Genomic DNA, 20,165 nt, shown 5'->3' with positions numbered 1-20,165 from the left:
TTATTACAATTGGGAAAGGCCACATCAGGGAATCAACGGTAAAAAACCTATCGATATGGTCTCCCTTACAACAAATAAAAATACCTAATTCTGTTACCGAATTACTAAACCCTTACAGCAATGACGCTTAGGCAAGAATTACTTCCCGGCAAATCTTGGTAATATATTAACCGCCATACCCGGCATTTTAACTTTATAGCGGTAACCACCACCAAAGCTGTCTTCCTCCTTTAAAAACTCATGGCCTTTTTTACTGATCCAAAACGTTTGGGTATAGTGATTGCCGTTATTTTCAGATTCATTAACCAGTTTCCAGCAATCAACCCTTTGATTATCTAAAGTTCCTATCACTTCGCTGCCTGTAACTTTGTAAATAATGTATTCGGGTTTACCGAAGCCTGCATCGTAAAAGTTAATAGCAAAAGTTTTACCTGCGGCCAGCGGCAGCATTTCAAAGGTTTCTATATCAAGGTTCCAGTTAAAATTAGGGCTGGTAAAATTTAAGGCGAAATCTTTTTTTGTGTTTTGGGCAACAGTATCAGCCCCTTTTATTTGAGCGTTGCCCCAGTTATAGGCGCCAACTTTACCGGCGATGGTTTCAGTATGGTAAACAGGCGAAAAATCTTTTACACGATTTACCGAATAGCCTGTGCGATAACTCATGGTATCACCCCCGTACCAGTGTTGCGTAGTGGCAAATACCCTTTCCCCATTGCGGGTCTCTATTTTTGTATCGCGCAGCCAAAGCCAAAACCTTAACGTTTTTGAGCTTTTAGGCATCTGGAAATATACCAGGTACTGGCGCATGCCCGGTTTTAAAGTGGCGGTATTTAGCCTGTGGTCTTTTAACCGGATGGTATCCACCTGCGCCGCTGCATATTTTGGCTGGGCCGATAGAAATAAAGTGGTAAAGCTGACAATGATAATACCTGTTATTGATGATTGTAATTTCATGATTAATGAGCTTAAGTTTTTATTGACTGCCTCAAAACTCCTCGTTACCAGATATCCCGGCAAATCATTTCAACCACGCGACATCTTTATTTAGCAATTGGCATGTTCTTTTCAATAATAAAGCGGCGGGGGTGTTCATTTACTTATTATGCCTGTTTATTTAAAATATAGAGGAATTGATTTAATAAAAACGCCAGGCTGTTTAAATAGGTAGGCATCTGCAAAAAAAGCTTTGTACTTTTAAGCATGTTATTGTTAAAAAGTAAACCCACCATAGGCCAGTTACAATGGATGGTGTGGGTGTTTGTTTTCCTGGTGGTGACGCTATCGCTGGTAGCGATGGATGGCTTTTTACAGGGTGCTGTATATGCACTATTAAACACTGCTTTTTACGCCGCAATTGTATATGGGAACATTCTTTGGCTTTTCCCCCGGTTGTATTTGAAAGGACGTATTATTTGGTACGTGCTTGCGGTGATATTATTCCTGCTGGCCATTGGTGCGGCACGGGCCTTTGTTACGCTTTACGCTTATAATTTATTATTCGCCAAGCACCCCGAACCCATGAGTATGAAGGCCATTGCCAGCATGGTAGTAGGCGGCATTATGATATTCCTGCTTAGTTTTATCTTCCGGATAGCACTGGCTTACTTCACCCTAAAACAGCAATCAGAAGAGATCATCGCGCAGAAAACACAGGCCGAACTGAATTTGCTAAAATCGCAGGTGCAGCCGCATTTCCTGTTCAATACGCTCAACAACATTTATTACGAAGCTTACCTGGAAGCCCCACGTACAGCATCCTTAATAGAGCGCCTGAGCGATATTATGCGCTATTTTGTTGATGAAAGCCCCAAACAGGAAGTAAGCCTTGCTACCGAGATCCAGTTCCTGGAAAATTACATCACGCTGGAAAATATCCGCATCCGTTATGATGTTGATATCACCTTCAACAAAAATTGCGATACTACCAAAAGTCTGCCACCCATGCTACTGATCACATTTGTTGAGAATATTTTTAAGCATGGCATAGATAAAAGCAGCAGCGATAACAAAATAGAGATAGAGTTGGTGCAACAAAACAGACGTTTTATATTCACTACAACCAACACAACGCCCGATAAACCATTAAACAGCCAATCCACCGGATTTGGGATAGAGAACCTGCGCAAGCGGCTGGTATTACTTTATGGAAACGATTTTGAGTTGCAGGTGCAAAACAAAGGCGATATTTACGTAGCTAACCTAAACATCCCACTGGCATGAGCTTAAGGTGCATTATTATTGACGACGAACCCAACGCGGTTAACCTGCTGGAAGTGCTTATTGGCCAAACTACCCAATGGCAGCTTCTTGGCAAATGTTATAACGCGCTGGAGGCGATGGATTTTCTGAAAAAGCACACCGTCGATTTTATTTTTTTGGATATTAATATGCCACACCTTACCGGTATGGAACTGGCTGGGCTACTGCCAAAAGAAACCAAGATCGTTTTCACTACCGCCTATGCCGAGCACGCTGCCGACAGCTATGCTTTTAAAACTATCGACTACCTGCTGAAACCCATCACCCTAAAGCGCTTTTTGGCGGCCACCCAAAAAATTGAGGAGGCTTTTGGTAATGTGGTTGCGGTAAATGAAAAACCTGAAGGTAAGGCTGATGAAGGCTACTTTTTTGTAAAATCGGGCAAAATGTTGCGAAAGATACTATTGGATGAGGTGCTTTATTTTGAGGGTGAAAAGGAATACGTGCGTATGGTTACCGGCATCGAAGAATTGCTAATATACCGCCGTTTAAAGGATATTGAGGAACAACTTTCTGCGCCGTTTGTACGCGTACATAACTCCTACATTGTTAATACCAGGTTGTTAAGCAAGGTACAGGACAACCATATTTATATTGGGGATAAGCAAATACCTGTGAGTGATAAATTCAGAGAGGTGTTTATGGCGGTGATACGGCAAAGGATGTTTTAGGAAATTATAAAATGAGCCCGTCAATGCTAGGTACAAAACAACCTCTTTAGTAATGGCAAGGCTTATCCCCCCTCGGCATGGCGAATTTATTTCGGTATTTATTATGCTTAGTAAACCACTATATTAATCCGCCCGCTCATTCGCCGCGGAGGGGCTGTTACTTTTTGCTTGATCAAAAAGTAACCAAAAAATCAAGACAGAAAAAAGCTTCCTCTCACAGGCCTTTACCTTTTGGCCCGCTTTTCCGTCAGGCCACCGCTCGTTCATTTTCCGTCCTAATTTTCGCTGCCGCGAGATTAGCATAGCGTATCTTGCGGCAGCATCTGGTATTTTAACTTACGACTCCGTTAACTCGCCTCTTAAATCCTTCTCCAGGCAGCGCTTTACTTCTTTGGGGTCTTCTATTTCGCCAAGCAGGTACATCATTTTGGTAACGGCGGCTTCGTAGGTCATATCGTAACCGTTGGCTACACCAATATCTTTTAGTTGTTTACTGGTTTCGTAACGGCCAAGTTCTACAGTGCCCACTTTACATTGCGAAATATCAAGTACTACTTTACCGCTGTCGATGGCATCCTTTAGCAGGTCGATAAACCATTGGTCGGTTGTGGTATTACCCGCGCCAAAAGTTTCCATTACAATACCGCGCACATCTGCGCCTAAAATGGTTTCAACCACCTTGGGGCTAATCCCCGGGTACAGCTTTAACACTGCAACGTCGCTAATCAGCTTGTTATGGATCTTTAACGGGCCTTCACCGGGTTCGCGGATATCATTAATGCTAAAACGCAGGTGCACGCCCGACTCTGCCAGGATAGGGTAGTTTGGCGAGCGGAATGCCTCGAACTTGGATGAGTTATATTTAAAGGCGCGGTTACCGCGGAAGAGTTTGTAATCAAAATAGATACAAACTTCGGGCACACGCGATTTATCATTCTTTTTAGCCTTGGCAATTTCAATGGCCGTCATCAGGTTTTCCTTGGCATCGGTACGTACTGCGCTGATAGGTAACTGCGACCCGGTGAAAATCACCGGCTTGTTCAGGTTTTGAAGCATAAAGCTTAAGGCCGATGCCGTAAAAGCCATAGTATCCGAGCCATGTAGTATCACAAAGCCGTCAACAGTATTGTAATTGGCTTCAATAAGTGCGGCAAGCTCGCCCCATATAACGGGGTTCATGTTAGATGAGTCAATAATATGCTCAAACGAGTGTACCTTAATTTTGCAATTAAGTTTTTCCAGTTCGGGCACGTTATCCATTATCTGTTCAAAATTGATGGGTACCAACGTTTTTGTAACAGGGTCGCTCATCATACCAATTGTCCCTCCGGTATAGATGATCAGTATCTGGCTCATTTAGATCAGGTTTGTGTTGTAAACAGTTTATAATTAAACACCAAATATCTTTTTTGAATTTTCTGTGGTTATTTCAGCCACTTCTTCAACAAAAATCTGGTATAGGTCCGCCACCTTTTGGGCTACGTAGATCAGGTAAGAACTCTCATTAGGTTTACCACGGTACGGAACGGGTGTAAGGTACGGAGAATCGGTTTCTAAAACCACATGCTTCAGGTTAATTTGTGGTAAGATTTTGTCGAGCCCCGCATTTTTGTATGTAACAACCCCTCCAATACCCAAATAAAACCCTAAAGCGGTAATTTTTTCGGCCTGTTCAAGCGTTCCGGCAAAGCAATGGAATATCCCGCGCAGGTTTTCGTCATGCTCATCCAGCAAAACCCGGTAAACCTCATCAAACGCATCACGGCAATGAATTACTATGGGTAATTTTAGTGCCTTGGCCCATTTAATCTGCAATTTAAACGCCTGGATCTGTTCGGTTAGAAAAGTTTTATCCCAATATAGGTCTATCCCAATTTCGCCAATGGCATATATTTTATGCTGATGCAAGGCGGGTTGTATCACGGCCAGTTCTTCTTCCCAGTTATTTTTTACCGAGCATGGATGCAGGCCCAGCATTGGGTAGCAATTAACAGGATAAGCCTCCAGCAATTCAAACATTAGCGGTACCGATGCTGCATCAACGTTTGGTAAAAACAAACGACTAACGTCGTTTTGTATACATCGCTGCATCAGCTCCGAGCGCTTTACCGCGTCTGTTTCGTAATATAAATGGGTATGTGTGTCTGTTAATACCATGGCACAAAATTAAAAAAGCCTTCTTTGCAGAAGGCTTTTCATTTAAATTAATTTTTCTTTTTCGCGGCAACCCGTTTTTTCAAAGTTCCCTTTTTCTTTAACGGTGCTTTAGCAGCCGGTTTTACAGCATCGTGTTTAACACGTACCACCTTTACCAGTTCTAAATCAAATATCAATGTAGTATATGGTTTAATATCGGCACCTGCACCACGCTCGCCATAAGCTAATGCCGATGGGATGATGAACCTTGCTTTTGAACCTTCGTTCAACAGTACCAGTCCTTCGTCCCAGCCCTTAATAACACGGCCTGTACCTACGGCAAAGTTAATGGGCTCATAAGTACGGCCCGGTTGCTGCAGGCCTGCGGCTTTAGCATCAGCCTCTATGCTCGAGTCAAAAACTTTTCCATCAAGCGTACGGCCAGTATAATTCACATACACCGTATCGCCATTTTGCGGCTTAGGTTTAAGTCCTGCTGCTTTCACCACATACTTTAAGCCCGATGGTGTGCTTTTAGCCAAAATATTATTCGTTTTTATATAGTTGGCAATAGATGCACTTTCTGATGCTTTTAGCTGTTCGCTTTCGGCTTTTATTTTTTCCATAGCGGCATTGCGCTCGGCCATAGCAGCCTCTAAACTCTGCGTTTGTAAAATTTTTACATTAAAAATAATGTTGCTGCCTTTTTTAAATATTGGCGGCATATCGGCCTCGTGCCCTTTAAAAACGCTGTCAACCGGTACTTTTACAATTACGCTATCATTAACCGATAAAAGGGGGAAAATATCCATCAGGTCGGCCACGTTATTTGATTGGCGCAAAGGTGTTTTTATAGGTTGCCCCAGTTTATAAGTACTAAACAAAACCGAATCACTCTCGGTGCTTTGTACCGCATTAAAAGTGATCACATCCGTAGGTTGAATTTTTGCACCCGGGTTGCTGCTAATGATCTGGTACTGCGCCCCTCTGGCAGTACGTTTATACTGCGCGCTGGCGTTAAAGCCAAACAGGCAAAATATTAAACCTAAATAAAAAGTATTTTTCATCATAATAAAAAAGCCTCCCGGTATACCGGGAGGCTGTATAAGTTTTATAAAAATTATTTAACCGCCGGCGCCGGAGCTGCTTTTGGTTTTGGAGCGTTAGGATTTGGCTTAATAATATTTACCATTTCAACATCAAAGGTAACCGGTGAAAACGCACCTATCATTGGCGGCGCGCCTTGCTCGCCCCATCCAAGCTCAGATGGGATAACTAAAGTAGCTTTTGCACCTTTGTTTAAAAGCTGCAAACCTTCGTCCCAACCTTTAATTACACTACCCGGGCCAACTGCACCAACAACAAGCTTTATAGGCTCGTAGGTACGGCGTGGGTCAAACTGTTTTGTTTCTTTAAGTGCAACTTCTTTAATGCTGGTATCAAAAAGTTTACCGTTCAATAACCTGCCTGCGTAGTTAACTACAACAGTATCGCCGGTAACGGCGTTAGGGCCTGCACCCGTTTTGGTAATTTCATATTGCAGGCCAGATGCTGTTGTTGTAGTTTTCAGTTTTTTATCTTCAACATACTTTTTGATCTTGGCAGGCTCTTGTTTTTTTACAAGTTCGCCCTGCGCTTTAAAATAATCGGTAATATGCGCATTAAAAACAGGCTCAGTTTGGTTACCTCTGGCAATTACTTTTTCAACTTTAATTTCGTAAACAAGGTATTTGCCTTTAATGCCCGGAGGCCTTGGAGCACCTTTTTTAAACATCGAATCAATGGCTAATTTAACAGTAGCACTATCGCCTTCGCTTAAAAATAAAAATGCTGAGGTTACATCACCTTTACGCGGATTTTTCTCCATGATCTGCGGCGCAGGGCGACCCAGTTCATAAGTACTGCCTAATACAGAATCACCTTCTGTTTTAAGCACAAGGTTAAGGCTTACAAAATCGCCCGGTTTAATGGTGGGGCCCGATTTATCTGTACGGATGTTGTATAACAACCCACCGTCGGCTTGTTTAAACCCACCTTTGCAACTTGCAAGCCCTAATGCTGCCGCTGCTATGATCATTAAATTTTTTCTCATTTTTTCTTTTAGTTCGTTATTGTATTAATAGTGTTTTATACTCGGGTAATATTTGTTTAAATTTAATTACGGTTGCTTCAAGCGTGTCTTCAGACTGCCCACCCGCCGCATTACGATGGCCGCCCCCCTGGAAATACTTTTTACAGATCTCATTAGCAGGAAACTCTGCTTTTGACCGTAAAGATAGTTTAACCCTATCGCTACGCTCAACAATAAATGCTGCTAAATGCACACTACCAATTGATAATGCATAATTAACAATTCCTTCAGTATCGCCGGTATTAACATCAAATTTGGCAATATCAGCTTTGCTAACTGCAATTATTGCTGTATTATACTCGGGTAGTATCTCTAAACAATTGGCAAGGCAGTGGCCTAAAAAGCGCAAGCGGTTTTCTGATGAACTGCTGTATATTAATTCATGTATGCGTGAGTTATTGGCGCCGGCATCAATTAAATCGGCAACTATACGATGAACGGTTGATGTTGTGTTTGGCAAACGGAACGATGCAGAATCTGTCATGATACCTGTATATAAACAGGTGGCAACATCTCTATTGATCAGTTCTTTATGTCGCAATTGATCTACTATAAAAGTATATACCAATTGTGCTGCAGCGCATGCATTAATATCCCAGTGGCGGTAATCATCAAAATCTTCCGGCTCCAGGTGATGGTCTATAATCACTTTATAGGCGCGGCTTTCGCCTACTAACACCCCCATCTCGTTGATACGGCTCAGTGCATTAAAATCGAGGCAGAAGATGATCTCAGCTTCGGCAATTAATGTGGCAGAAAGTTTGGTGTTCTCTGTGTAGATAATCACCTCTTCGTTGCCGGGCATCCAGCTCAAAAACTCGGGATAGTCTGTCGGAGAAATTACTTTTGCATGGTGGCCTTGCTGTATAAGGTAGTTATACAACCCTAACGATGAGCCCATAGCATCACCATCGGGTTTATGATGGGTAGTAATTACTATTTTACGGGGCTGATCTAAAAGTTCAGTAAGCGAGGCTAAATCTAACATCAAATTTAAAAGAGTTGCAAAGCTAATAAATTAATTAAAAACGTATAGCTTATTTATAGTAAATGCTTTAATATACAGTAATAAAACGCTACTTTTGCGCCTCTTTTAATACATAAGCATATTTATACAATGGCAAATAACAGAACATTTACAATGATAAAGCCCGATGCAGTTGCTAACGGCCATATCGGTGCTATTTTAGACCAGATAACAAAAGCAGGTTTTAAAATTATAGCACTTAAATATACCTCACTTAGCGAAGCAAAAGCTGGCGAATTTTACGCTGTACATGCCGAGCGCGGTTTCTTTAAAGACCTGGTAACCTTTATGTCATCGGGCCCGATAGTAGCTGCTATACTTGAAAAAGATAACGCTATTGAAGATTTCCGTAAACTAATTGGTGCTACCGACCCTGCCAAAGCAGATAAAGGCACTATCCGTAACCTTTTTGCAAAATCAATTGATGCAAACGCGGTACACGGTTCAGACTCTGACGAGAACGCAGCAATTGAAGGCAACTTCTTTTTCTCGGCATTCGAGAGGTTCTAAGCCCTTGGGTTTTAATAAAAAGCCATTTGTAGTTAACAACTTACAAATGGCTTTTTTAATGTTTTTTTTATTGATTATTAAAAACTAATAACCTACCTTTACATACCGGGCGACTTAACGCTCAGCCAATTAACACAATTGCCATGAAGTCACTATTTAAATATCTTATTTATTCAGTAATTATAGTGACTATCGTTATTGTTTCTATGGATATTTTCAGAAATCATCCTGAGGCGCAATTCGCATTTATATTCCCGGGTATCTTCCTGCTTGCATTCTCTCAAATAATGGACGATAGTTTCCGTAAGGTTTCTCACCGTTTACGCCTTTCGCGCGGCAGGTAATTATTACAGGAATACTATTTCTACCACCAATTCGGTTTTAGCATCATCATTTATTTTTTGAATTATCTGGTTACGCATCATTACCAGCTCATTCTTTATTACCGACGACTCTATCCGCAGAAAAAGCCTCTTATCCTTTATAAATAATTCTTTGGTGCGGTTAGCAACAGATTTGCCCACCAGGTCCGGCCAGGCAGATACGATGGCAGTTTCATCAAAGCGGCGCTTTATTTTATACACATTAAGCATTTGCTCAATAGCGTCTTTCAGCGATTTATCATTGGCCTTACGCATCTATATTCCCTTCCGATACTTTAAATAGTTTTACATCAACATTTATCTTCTCAAAAATACCCTCAACCCGGCCCATGCTGGTATCGGTAATAAACACCTGGCCAAAATCATTATTGGATACCATCTGCATCAGCTTGGTAACGCGGTTATCATCAAGTTTATCAAAAATATCATCAAGCAGCAATAATGGTTTAAAGCCTTTATTCTGAGTGAGGAAGGTATACTGTGCCAATTTTAAAGCTATAAGGAAAGACTTTTGCTGCCCCTGCGAGCCAAACTTTTTCATGGGCATGCCATTGATGTTAAACTGCAGGTCGTCTTTATGTATGCCGGTTGTGGTACGTTCCAACACCCTGTCGCGCTCCATGCTTTTCTTAAGCAGGGCAGCAAAACTATCCTGCAGCAACTGCGATTCATAAACCAGTTCTACCTGCTCGGCATCTTCGCTTATAAACTGGTAGTGCTGGTTAAATATCGCGGTAAATACTTCCATAAAAGCACGGCGTTTTTCAAAAATACGCGTGCCTGATGCCATGAGCTGTTCATCAAAAACAGCCAGGAGTTCCGGGTCGTAACGGCCTGTATCCGCAATTTGCTTTAACAGCGAATTGCGGTTGGTTAATACCTTATTATAGGCTATCAGTTCGTCCAGGTAGTTATGATCAGTTTGCGAGATAACATTATCGACAAATTTACGCCTCTCCTCGCTCCCCTCTATAATAATACTGATATCATATGGCGATATCATCACCAGCGGCAGCAGGCCAATATGGTCGGCAAGGCGCTGGTAGTCTTTTTTATTCCGTTTAAACTGTTTCTTTTGGTTGCGCTTTACGCCGCAGGCAACCACCTCTTTATTGCCGCCCCTTTTAAAAATGCCGTTAATCATAAAAAAATCGGCGCCTTGTTTTATCTGCTGGCTATCTATTGGGTTAAAGTAACTTTTGCAAAGCGACAGGTAATGCACCGCATCCAGCAGGTTGGTTTTACCTGCGCCATTATTACCAACAAACGCGTTCACCCCTTCGGTAAGCGTAATTTCGGCCTCGGTGTAATTTTTAAAGTTAATAAATGAGAGTTGCTGCAGATACATATTGAGGAGAGCAAATTTAGTGTTTTTACATTAGTTTATTTGTTCATTGGTTTGGATATATCGGTTTAATTACGCTCGTCAACTGGCTCCACCCGGTTACGCTGCGCCGGCAACCCTCTCAGCTTCGTAAAGAAAAGTAAAACCTTTTTCCGCACAGCTTTTCCGATAGCTATCGGGAGAGAATAACGCCATAAAACAATAAAGGCGCCTAACCGACGCCTTTATATATTTTGAAAATTCCAGAATCCCAAAAATTCTGCTCCGGAAACTATATCAAATGTTTCAATTGTATCACTTCCTTCTCGTCAAGGTATCTCCAGCGGCCACGGGGAAGGTCTTTTTTGGTTAGGTTGGCGTAAACAGAACGGTCAAGCTTTATCACATCATAACCTAACGATTCAAAGATACGGCGCACAATACGGTTTTTACCACTGTGTATCTGGATGCCGATCTCCTTTTTAGTACCACCTGTTACATATGATATGCTATCCGGTTTTATTAAGCCATCTTCAAGTTCAAGGCCAAAACTAATTTTATTCAGGTCGCCTTGTGTAAGGGCTTTGTTCAGCTCAACCAGGTATAATTTTGTAACGCTGTTACGTGGGTGAGATAATTTATCTGCCAGGTCGCCATCGTTGGTCATCAATAACAAACCGGTTGTATTACGGTCAAGGCGGCCAACAGGGTATATACGTTCTTTGCTGGCTTTATCAACCAGGTGCATAACGGTACGGCGCTCTTGCGGATCATCCGTAGTGGTGATGTAGTCTTTGGGTTTATTTAAAAGCACATAGATCATTTTCTCGCGTTTTAAAGCCTCGCCATTGTAGCGTACCAGGTCTTTAAGCGGATCAACCTTGTGGCCAAGTTCAGAGATTACTTCACCGTTTACAGATACCACACCTGCAGCTATCAACTCATCAGCCTTACGCCGGCTGCAGATGCCAGCATTGGCAATATAACGGTTAAGGCGTATCAGGCCATCATCTTTAGCTTTTACAACCGGGTTTTTACGGCCGCGCATGGTTGGCTTAGATGCTGTATCATCACCCTCGCGTTTACGGAAACCTGTAGATGTACTTGGAAAATCTTTAGTGCCCCCGCGTGTGCCACCAAATTTCTTATCGCCACCAAAGCTTTTCTTTGCTCCGCCTTCGCGGGTTCCGTATGGGCGTTTCTCGCCGCCTTCGGTATCAAAGCTTTTCTTTGGCCCGTCGGTACCGGCAGGTCGCCTGTTAAATGGTTTATCGCCGGCAACCGGTTTTTTGCGCGCACCGTATGATGCAGGGCCTAAACTTGGTTTACGGTAAGTACTGCCTTCGCCATCTGACGATTGCGGGCGGCCACTGTAAGGTTTGTCTCTTGGGGTAAAGTTTTTGCGTTCGCCCGATGGCGCATCGCCGAAGCTTCTTTTTGGGCGGTCATTATCTGCCGGGCGGCCGCTGTATGGCCTGCCTTTTGGTACAAATGCTTTTTTATCGCCAAATGATGACGGGCCTGCACCATAGCTTTTCTTTGGCCTTTCGCTGCCTTCAGAATCGGTATTTGGTTTTGAATAGGCAGACCCCCTTTTATCTACCGAGAAGTTTTTTTTGCCATCTGTACGGCCTGCGCCGAAGGGTTTCCCTGTGGAGGAAGATGATGGTCTTTTTGCGTTTTCGCTACCACTTTTTGAGCGGCCCGATGATTTGTTGGGCCTGTCGTCGCGACTACCTGCTGGTCTTTTAAATACCATAATTTTTTGTTTTGCGCTTTCGCAGCGTGAGGGTCAAAAGTACAACATTTTAACCAAAAAAACAATTTTTTAGCAGGGTTCAAAATGTACGTTTAAACCACTTTAAAGCATGTTTTTTGGCCGTTTTTAAAACTCCCGAAACACTAAGCTAATTACAAGTGTTTGATAATCTGCTTTATATAACGTACCTTTGCCGCACATCATACCAAAAAGTATAATTAATGAGTAAAATTGAAATGACTAAAAAACACTTAATTACGTGCTCCGTAATCTTGGTGCTGGTTATCATTTCCAGGCTTAACATTTTCAGTACCGACCCGGTTTACCCTGTAAATTACATCGCCCACACACCTTCAAAATTGCTCTTCAGCCTACCTGCTGAAGCAGCCGAAGAGGCATTTAGTTTTGCAGATGAGGCCCTGCCGGTAAACGACAAAAAAGTAGATTTTAAATTAAAAAAATCAATAGCGAAACACGGGTACAAAAACATTCAGTCGAACGTTTTGCACTCAAAAGCCGATAAGATGTTTCCTATCATCGAGCCTATCTTAAAAGCCTATGGCATCCCGGAGGATTTTAAGTATATCCCGCTGGTAGAGTCGGGCTTAAAAGGAGGCACATCGCCAAAGGGCGCACGTGGCGTTTGGCAGTTTATGCCCGGCACCGCACGCACTTACGGGCTAAAGGTTAACAAGAGTATAGATGAGCGCCTTAACCTGCGCAAATCTACCATTGCTGCCTGCAAGTACATTAAAGAACTTTACGGTGAGTTTAACAGCTGGACACTGGCCGCTGCCGCTTACAACAACGGTTCTATTAAACTGGAACGCGCTATTCATAAGCAAAATGAGGATAACTATTTCCGCATGACGCTTAACCGCGAAACCGGTTCATACGTTTACAAGATTATTGCTATGAAGGAGATCATCAGTAATCCTGCTAAATATGGTTATAAAAACTTTTATAGCTATATGCAAAAACCAACTCCCTTTTTAGGGCTGTATAACAATTAAAGTAATTTAATTATTACGGAGCACATTTAAAAAGCCATCCCCGACGGGATGGCTCTTTTTGTATAACAACCAAGGGGAACTTAATGCACGCAGAGCATTGCTAATAACGGGCAATAACTCATTGTGTGCTCTCATAGTTCGGGCAATACGTTTAATGTGAATATAACAAACAATGTTTTGCGCGCTAATATTAAGGCTATGTTTTGGATAGGGAAAAATGCTTTTGAGTGGTAGTGAAGAACTGAAAAGAGTGCGAGAACTGGAATTATTGTTTAGTTAACGCGACGGATTGATGGGGGGATAATGTCTGCCATAGAGCCAGGCTCCTCTCCGAAAAAAGTAAAAAAAAGCCCCCTCTGTACAAAGAGGGGGCAGGTGAGTAAACTTACAGAAGGTTATATTACAATTTAAGTTTTACAAAGTATAACCTGTTATGATCTGTAGTATTGGTAGCCGGTAAGACTTTTTGGGCAAAGCCGCTTGCGCCATTATCAACCACACCAAAATCATCATCGTTCGATATTACCAGGATGTTACCTTTTAACAATGCAATACCTTCGGCTTTATCGTGCGGGTAAACGGTCGGCAGGTCTTTTAGCAGATCGAGCGCTGATGTTTTGGTAACCGGCACAATACCTGCGCCTTGCAAACCTGCAGCATCCACTAATTCCTCTACTGTTTTGCCACCGTAAAGCTTGCCTGTAGCACTGTTTGCAGCGTCAGAAATATCGGTAGCCTTGCTGATATCTATCTTAAATATTTTTTTAAAAGTAGCAGGATTATTTGATGCGCCGCCATAAAGGCCATCTCGCTCTATTGTTAAAAATGTAGTAGCGTTAATCGCTGTTATTTCGCTGCAGCCGGTAAGTGTTGGGTTTTCCATTAAGTAGGCGTATTGTTTGGTTGCGCCCGTAGCAATATCAAAGGTTAAGATCCTTAAAACAACCGAATTGCCAATAGCCGCTTTTGAAGGATTATACATAGGCGATTGCATTATGCCAACCAGTGTTTTACCATCGGGCGTAACGGATAACCCTTCCATGCCACGGTTAGCCCTGCGTTTCGCAAATACTAATGGTATTTTACGGCCTCCGGTGCCGGTTCCAAACGGGTTTATGCGCTCAATGGTTTTACCGGTGGCATCAAAATGTACTATATGCGGGCCATATTCGTCACTTATCCAAAACGAGCCATCGGCCGCTAATACCATGCCCTCCGAATCGATACCATCTGCGCTTGGCTGTAATATGGCACCATTAACGTCGTAAGGTACTTCGCCTGTACTGCCCTGGCCAACCGGGTTTGGTAAACCATTTAGTTTACCGCCTGTAGCATTTTTTAGTTCGATGGTTTGCTCCAGGTATAATTTGCCGTTTTTTAGCCTGAATTTGCCTATAGCCGGTGTAAAATCGGGTTTGCCCAAAATAATAGAGTTAGCAATAGTGCCGGCTACGTTTGGCCCGCGGTCTGTAAGCATATAAAATACAGCAGGGTCGTTAGGGTCGGCAGCAACAGATGAGCCAAAGCCCCCATTGTAAACTTTTACACCCGTTGTAGTGGTAAATAGTAAAGCAGGGTCGGCTGCTTCTGCCATATCCGGGTAGGTAATAGCAGGTATGGCGGTATCGTTATGATTTTTTTTGCACGCAGTTAAACTCACAGCGGCAATAGCGAAAATACTAAGTAAAGATTTTTTCATTTGATAAATTATGGCTTGTTATTTTTGCAAAAAAAGCATGGTTGTGTAAACCCACGGTTAACTTAAAAACAAATATTTTACAGCACGGACAACGTGTTGACGGTGAGGGCAAAATTTTACATTAAACAGTTCATTCCCGCCTGTGCTAATGCTTTAAATCATCGACGCTTTTGCGTATATTTGCGAAAAATTTTAGTAATTAATGCCGGTGTAAAAACCTATACGGCATTATGCTGTTTCCATAAAAGTATATGAGCGAAAAAACGTTAGATCTGGGCGAGCAAAGTGAAGTTGAAGTTTATGGTGCCCGGGTACATAATTTAAAAAATATTGATGTTTCTTTTCCGCGCAATAAGCTGGTTGTTATAACCGGGCTTAGTGGCAGCGGTAAATCGTCGTTAGCTTTCGATACCATTTATGCCGAGGGGCAGCGCCGTTATATGGAAACATTTTCGGCCTACTCACGCCAATTTATGGGCGGTATGGAACGCCCTGATGTTGACAAGGTATCGGGCCTTAGCCCGGTTATTGCCATTGAGCAAAAAACCACCAGCAAAAACCCACGCAGTACAGTTGGTACTATTACCGAAATATACGACTTTATGCGACTGCTTTTTGCCCGTGCTGGTGATGCCTACAGCTACACCACCGGCGAGAAAATGGAGCGCATGAGCGAGGAGCAGATCCTGAAAACCATTTTCGAGAAGTTTGACGGGCAACCGGTTAACATACTTGCCCCGGTGGTAAAAGCCCGCAAGGGCCACTACCGAGAGCTGTTTGAGCAGATCCGTAAGCAGGGCTACCTGAAGGTTTATATTGATGGCGCTATTGCCGATGTGGAAGCAAAAATGCAGGTAGACAGGTACAAAATTCACGATATTGATATTGTGGTTGACCGCCTGGTGGTGAGCGAAGCAGACAGCAAGCGCTTATACACCTCGGTACAATCGGCCCTAAAGATAGCCAAAGGCATTATCCGCATTGCCGATAAAGATAATAACGTATCCTATTTTAGTAAGTACCTGATGGACCCGGTATCGGGTATCTCATACGATGAGCCGCAGCCTAATACCTTCTCGTTCAACTCGCCGTATGGCGCCTGCGAAAAATGTAATGGGCTGGGTTATATATTCGAGGTAGATGAAGCATCGGTTATACCAAATCCCAAACTGAGCATCCTGAATGGTGGGCTTGCCCCGATAGGCGAGTACCGCGAAACCTGGATCTTCCAGGTGCTAAAGGCGCTGGCCAAAAAGTATGAATTCTCTCTATCCACCCCGATAGAAAAACTAACACGCGACCAGCTGGATATCATACTGAACGGTTCGCCGGATATGATCAGCGTAGCGGTTGAGTACAATAAATGGAACGTGCAAAACTACCAGATCTCGTTTGATGGTATCATCCGGATGCTTGAAGAGCAGCAGGAACGACGCAACGACGAGGGAATGGACGATATGGAAAACTATCGTGTATTGCGTACATGCCCCACCTGCGAAGGCGCCCGTTTAAAAAAGGAATCGCTGCACTTTAAGGTCGATGGCAAAAATATCTTCGAGCTGGCCTGTATGGATATCACCACGCTTGATAAATGGTACACCGGGTTAGAAGACAGGCTGAATGAGCGCCAGAACGTTATAGCAAAAGAGATATTAAAAGAAATTCGCGCACGTATTGGCTTTTTGCTGGATGTTGGTTTAAGTTATTTAACATTAGACCGTACCGCCAAAACCCTTTCGGGGGGCGAGGCACAGCGTATCAGGCTGGCTACGCAAATAGGCTCGCAACTGATGAACGTAATGTACATTTTAGATGAGCCAAGTATAGGCCTCCATCAGCGCGATAACGAACGTTTAATAAATGCGCTTAAAAACCTGCGCGACTTGGGTAACACCGTTTTAGTTGTGGAGCACGATAAGGATATGATACTGGAAGCCGACCATGTAATTGACATGGGCCCTGCTGCGGGCGTACACGGTGGTACCATAGTTGCCGAAGGCACCCCCGCTCAATTAATGAGCCATCACACGCTTACAACATCATATATAAACGGCGAGCGCGAAATTGCCATTCCAAAACACCGCCGTGAAGGTAATGGTAAAACATTATCGCTTAAAAAAGCTACCGGCCATAACCTGAAGAAAGTTTCTGTCGATTTCCCGTTAGGCAAACTGATAGGAGTAACCGGGGTATCGGGCAGTGGTAAATCGAGCCTGATAACCGAAACATTGTACCCCATATTAAACCACCACTTCTTCCGCGCCAAGAAACACCCGCTTCCGTACGAAAAAATTGAAGGGCTGGAACATATTGATAAAGTAATAGAGATAGACCAAACGCCAATTGGCCGTACACCACGTTCAAACCCGGCTACATATACCGGTGTGTTCTCGGATATCCGTAACCTGTTCGTGGCCTTGCCCGAGTCAAGGATCCGTGGGTATAAACCCGGCCGTTTCTCGTTCAATGTAAAGGGTGGTCGTTGCGAAACCTGCCAGGGTGCTGGGCAAAAGGTTATTGAAATGAATTTTTTACCCGATGTACAGGTGCCTTGTGAGGAATGCGGTGGCCGCCGTTACAACCGCGAAACACTGGAAGTACGCTATCGTGGTAAATCTATCAGCGATGTGCTGGATATGAGCATTGAAGATGCTACGCCATTTTTTGAGCATATCCCATCCATCTACCGTAAGGTGAAAACCTTGTTTGATGTTGGTTTGGGCTATATCACGCTTGGACAGGCATCTACAACCCTATCAGGCGGTGAGGCGCAGCGTGTAAAACTGGCAACCGAGCTAAGCAAAAAAGATACCGGTAATACTTTCTATATATTAGATGAACCTACAACCGGTTTACACTTCGAGGATATAAACGTGCTGCTTGGAGTTATCAATCAACTGGTTGATAAAGGCAATACGGTACTGGTTATTGAACACAACCTGGATGTAATTAAGGTGGTCGACCACGTGATCGATCTTGGCCCTGAAGGAGGCTCGGGCGGCGGTAAAATATTGTTTAGCGGCACGCCAGAAGGTTTATGCAAGGTTAAAGAAAGCTTTACCGGCCAGTTCTTGAAGAAAGAGATGGGATAAAATAATATATACGTACAGAAAATTGTACATATATATTATTGTTTTTACCTTTATAAAAACCAATAGCATGATTACTACATACACAAACTTCAGGCAGCAGTTAAAAACCTACTTAGATAAGGTTCGTACCAGTCACTCCCCGCTTTTTGTGACCAGCGCTAATGGCGAAGATGTTGTGGTGCTTTCAAAATCCGATTATGAAAGTATGGAGGAAACCTTCTACTTACTAAAAAGTCCGACAAATGCTGCACGTTTATTACAGGGTATTCAGGATTATGAAAAAGGTTCTGGTACAGAAAGACGCTTGATCGAAGAATGAAAATAATTTTTCTTGACCAGGCGTGGGAAGATTATTTATACTGGCAAAGTACAGATAAAGCAACCTTAAAAAAGATTAACATATTAGTTAGGGAAATTGAAAGGCTGCCGTTTGAAGGCAATGGTAAACCAGAACCCCTAAAGCATAACCTTGCCGGATGGTGGTCAAGAAGAATAAATTTAGAACACCGTTTGGTTTATAAAATAGATAATGATGCTATTGTTCTTCTACAATGCAGATATCATTATTAATTCCCCAAAACAAAACGTATAAATCCTATCTTTAGGATATATGTTGCCTCTACTCGTATCAAAGCAAATTCGCGAAGCTGATGCTTACACTATAGCCCAGGAGCCCATAAGCTCTATCGACCTGATGGAACGGGCCTCAAAAGCCTTTGTGGGTTGGTTCATCAATCACTTTCAGGATAAAAAACAAACCATTGCGGTTTACTGCGGAACCGGTAACAACGGCGGCGACGGTTTGGCCATTACCCGCATTTTGTGCGACCATGGCTACTGCAATATCGATGTGAAGATATGCCGGTTTAGCGATAAGGCAAGCGACGACTTTAATGGAAATTTAAAGCGACTAAAAACGGCAAAAATCGCCCTTCAAACGCTAAAAAACGGCTCTGAAACGCCCCGGGAAACTGCGGATATAATTATTGACGCCATATTGGGCACCGGCCTTAATAAACCACTTGCCGGCGATTATAAAAAGTTAGTAGATTACCTGAACAGCCTTCAAAAAACAGTTGTTGCGGTTGACGTACCTACCGGTTTTTACACCGATGGTGAGATCCCTAAAAATGCAGCAGTTTTAAAGGCCGACCTGGTGATCACCTTTCAACAACCAAAGATCAATTTCCTGTTGCCTGAATCCGGCCCGTATATAAACTGTTGCGAGGTGGTTAAAATAGGCCTGAGCGAAGCGTTCATCAATAACGCCGATACCCCATATTTTTTGTTTGAAGATGCTGATGCACGCAAAGTGCTCAAATCCCGCAACCGCTTCAGCAATAAAGGCACCTACGGGCATGCGCTTATCATCGCCGGTAAGGACGAAACCATGGGGGCAGCACTGCTTGCCTCATCGGCGTGCGCACATGCCGGGGCGGGGCTAACAACTGCCTGCATCCCGCAAAGCGGATTGGTAGCGCTGAACAGTTCAATGCCTGAAGTAATGGCCCTGCTGCGCAGGGAGGATAAACTACCGGATATAAAATGGGATAAATATAGCACTATAGGCATTGGCCCCGGCCTGGGTAAAGAACCCGAAACACTAAAGCTATTAAAAACTATCTGCAAAAATTATAGCAAGCCAATTGTTGTAGATGCCGATGCGCTGAACGTACTGGCAGAAAACAAAGCCTTACTCAAAAAACTACCTGCCGGGAGCATTATTACGCCGCATATGAAAGAGTTCGACCGTTTGTTTGGGGAGCATACCAGTTGGTGGCAACGCCTGCAAACCGCAAAAGCAAAAGCTAACGAACTCAACATTCACATTATCCTTAAAAATACTTACACTATTACGGCTACGCCGGATGAGAGGTTGTACTTTAATCCGACCGGTAATGCGGCTATGGCAAGCGGTGGGATGGGCGATGTACTTACAGGCGTTATTACCTCCCTGTTAGCGCAGCAATATACCCCGCAGGATGCCTGTTTATTGGGAGTTTATATTCATGGTAAGGCTGGAGATGAGTTGGCACTGCCAAATCGTTTATATGCTGTGCTTCCTACAAATATCACTACCCGGCTGCCGGTTACCATGGCAAAATTAAAGGCATAAAAAAAGCGAATGTCAGTATCAAACATTCGCTTTTCAAACTATTAA

At 43.2% G+C, this 20,165-nt stretch carries 19 protein-coding genes; 9 read left to right on the top strand and 10 right to left on the bottom strand.

The genetic code is table 11. The features are described 5' to 3' along the window. Positions 1-138: 138 nt before the first annotated feature. Positions 139-954 (bottom strand): DUF3108 domain-containing protein, encoded by an 816-nt coding sequence (locus IDJ75_RS18435; RefSeq protein WP_191177119.1) that lies wholly within the window; start codon positions 952-954, stop codon positions 139-141. A gap of 246 nt (positions 955-1,200) precedes the next feature. Between IDJ75_RS18435 and IDJ75_RS18430 the strand changes: the two genes are divergently transcribed. Both IDJ75_RS18430 and IDJ75_RS18425 read left to right on the top strand, forming a co-directional pair. After that, positions 1,201-2,220 (top strand): sensor histidine kinase, encoded by a 1,020-nt coding sequence (locus IDJ75_RS18430; RefSeq protein ID WP_191177118.1) that lies wholly within the window; start codon positions 1,201-1,203, stop codon positions 2,218-2,220. Then, positions 2,217-2,930: a LytR/AlgR family response regulator transcription factor gene (locus IDJ75_RS18425; RefSeq protein WP_191177117.1), complete on the top strand. Its 714-nt coding sequence runs from the start codon at positions 2,217-2,219 to the stop codon at positions 2,928-2,930. The genes IDJ75_RS18430 and IDJ75_RS18425 overlap by 4 nt, the downstream gene beginning before the upstream one ends. A 336-nt stretch (positions 2,931-3,266) precedes the next feature. On the opposite strand, the gene IDJ75_RS18420 is transcribed toward IDJ75_RS18425, so the two are convergent. From IDJ75_RS18420 to IDJ75_RS18400, 5 genes are read right to left on the bottom strand one after another with little or no spacing between them, the layout of a single operon-like run. Continuing rightward, positions 3,267-4,286 (bottom strand): asparaginase, encoded by a 1,020-nt coding sequence (locus IDJ75_RS18420; protein ID WP_191177116.1) that lies wholly within the window; start codon positions 4,284-4,286, stop codon positions 3,267-3,269. 33 nt (positions 4,287-4,319) lie between these two features. Then, positions 4,320-5,087, bottom strand: coding sequence for a TatD family hydrolase (locus IDJ75_RS18415; protein ID WP_191177115.1), 768 nt, complete (start codon positions 5,085-5,087; stop codon positions 4,320-4,322). A 47-nt stretch (positions 5,088-5,134) separates the two neighbouring features. Beyond that, positions 5,135-6,136, bottom strand: a complete 1,002-nt coding sequence (locus IDJ75_RS18410) for an FKBP-type peptidyl-prolyl cis-trans isomerase (RefSeq protein ID WP_224746665.1) — start codon at positions 6,134-6,136, stop codon at positions 5,135-5,137. Between the two features lie 50 nt (positions 6,137-6,186). Continuing rightward, positions 6,187-7,158, bottom strand: coding sequence for an FKBP-type peptidyl-prolyl cis-trans isomerase (locus IDJ75_RS18405; protein ID WP_191177114.1), 972 nt, complete (start codon positions 7,156-7,158; stop codon positions 6,187-6,189). A 16-nt stretch (positions 7,159-7,174) separates the two neighbouring features. After that, on the bottom strand, positions 7,175-8,185 hold the full coding sequence (locus IDJ75_RS18400) for a DHH family phosphoesterase (RefSeq protein ID WP_191177113.1): 1,011 nt from the start codon (positions 8,183-8,185) through the stop codon (positions 7,175-7,177). A 129-nt stretch (positions 8,186-8,314) separates the two neighbouring features. Between IDJ75_RS18400 and IDJ75_RS18395 the strand changes: the two genes are divergently transcribed. Continuing rightward, the gene (locus IDJ75_RS18395; RefSeq protein ID WP_191177112.1) at positions 8,315-8,734 is read left to right on the top strand and encodes a nucleoside-diphosphate kinase; all 420 of its coding nucleotides are present in this window, start codon (positions 8,315-8,317) and stop codon (positions 8,732-8,734) included. A gap of 143 nt (positions 8,735-8,877) precedes the next feature. Continuing rightward, positions 8,878-9,078 (top strand): hypothetical protein, encoded by a 201-nt coding sequence (locus tag IDJ75_RS18390; protein WP_191177111.1) that lies wholly within the window; start codon positions 8,878-8,880, stop codon positions 9,076-9,078. 3 nt (positions 9,079-9,081) lie between these two features. On the opposite strand, the gene IDJ75_RS18385 is transcribed toward IDJ75_RS18390, so the two are convergent. The 3 genes from IDJ75_RS18385 to IDJ75_RS18375 form a co-directional block, all read right to left on the bottom strand. Continuing rightward, positions 9,082-9,372, bottom strand: coding sequence for a DUF721 domain-containing protein (locus tag IDJ75_RS18385; protein WP_191177110.1), 291 nt, complete (start codon positions 9,370-9,372; stop codon positions 9,082-9,084). Continuing rightward, positions 9,365-10,465, bottom strand: coding sequence for a DNA replication/repair protein RecF (recF, locus tag IDJ75_RS18380; protein ID WP_191177109.1), 1,101 nt, complete (start codon positions 10,463-10,465; stop codon positions 9,365-9,367). Before recF ends, IDJ75_RS18385 begins: the two co-directional genes overlap by 8 nt. 268 nt (positions 10,466-10,733) lie before the next feature. Next, positions 10,734-12,200, bottom strand: a complete 1,467-nt coding sequence (locus IDJ75_RS18375) for a pseudouridine synthase (protein ID WP_191177108.1) — start codon at positions 12,198-12,200, stop codon at positions 10,734-10,736. A 221-nt stretch (positions 12,201-12,421) separates the two neighbouring features. On the opposite strand from IDJ75_RS18375, the gene IDJ75_RS18370 reads away from it, so the two are divergent. After that, positions 12,422-13,213 carry a lytic transglycosylase domain-containing protein gene (locus IDJ75_RS18370; protein ID WP_224746664.1) on the top strand — a complete coding sequence of 264 codons (792 nt, stop codon included), beginning with the start codon at positions 12,422-12,424 and terminating at the stop codon, positions 13,211-13,213. A gap of 400 nt (positions 13,214-13,613) precedes the next feature. On the opposite strand, the gene IDJ75_RS18365 is transcribed toward IDJ75_RS18370, so the two are convergent. Continuing rightward, positions 13,614-14,912, bottom strand: a complete 1,299-nt coding sequence (locus tag IDJ75_RS18365; RefSeq protein WP_191177107.1) for an esterase-like activity of phytase family protein — start codon at positions 14,910-14,912, stop codon at positions 13,614-13,616. A gap of 251 nt (positions 14,913-15,163) precedes the next feature. Between IDJ75_RS18365 and uvrA the strand changes: the two genes are divergently transcribed. From uvrA to IDJ75_RS18345, 4 genes are all read left to right on the top strand, one after another. Beyond that, a complete protein-coding gene (uvrA, locus tag IDJ75_RS18360; protein WP_191177106.1) occupies positions 15,164-18,004 on the top strand; it encodes an excinuclease ABC subunit UvrA in 2,841 nt (946 codons plus the stop codon). A gap of 67 nt (positions 18,005-18,071) precedes the next feature. Continuing rightward, complete coding sequence (locus IDJ75_RS18355) at positions 18,072-18,323, top strand: type II toxin-antitoxin system Phd/YefM family antitoxin (protein WP_191177105.1); 252 nt, start codon at positions 18,072-18,074, stop codon at positions 18,321-18,323. Next, the gene (locus IDJ75_RS18350) at positions 18,320-18,574 is read left to right on the top strand and encodes a Txe/YoeB family addiction module toxin (RefSeq protein WP_191177104.1); all 255 of its coding nucleotides are present in this window, start codon (positions 18,320-18,322) and stop codon (positions 18,572-18,574) included. Before IDJ75_RS18355 ends, IDJ75_RS18350 begins: the two co-directional genes overlap by 4 nt. Before the next feature lie 40 nt (positions 18,575-18,614). Beyond that, positions 18,615-20,120: an NAD(P)H-hydrate dehydratase gene (locus IDJ75_RS18345; RefSeq protein ID WP_191177103.1), complete on the top strand. Its 1,506-nt coding sequence runs from the start codon at positions 18,615-18,617 to the stop codon at positions 20,118-20,120. Positions 20,121-20,165: the final 45 nt, after the last annotated feature.

The organism is Mucilaginibacter rigui (genome assembly GCF_014773275.1).
GTDB lineage: Bacteria > Bacteroidota > Bacteroidia > Sphingobacteriales > Sphingobacteriaceae > Mucilaginibacter > Mucilaginibacter rigui_A.
Note: the sequence above shows the minus strand (reverse complement) of the source record. Positions and strands in the feature narration are given on the sequence as shown.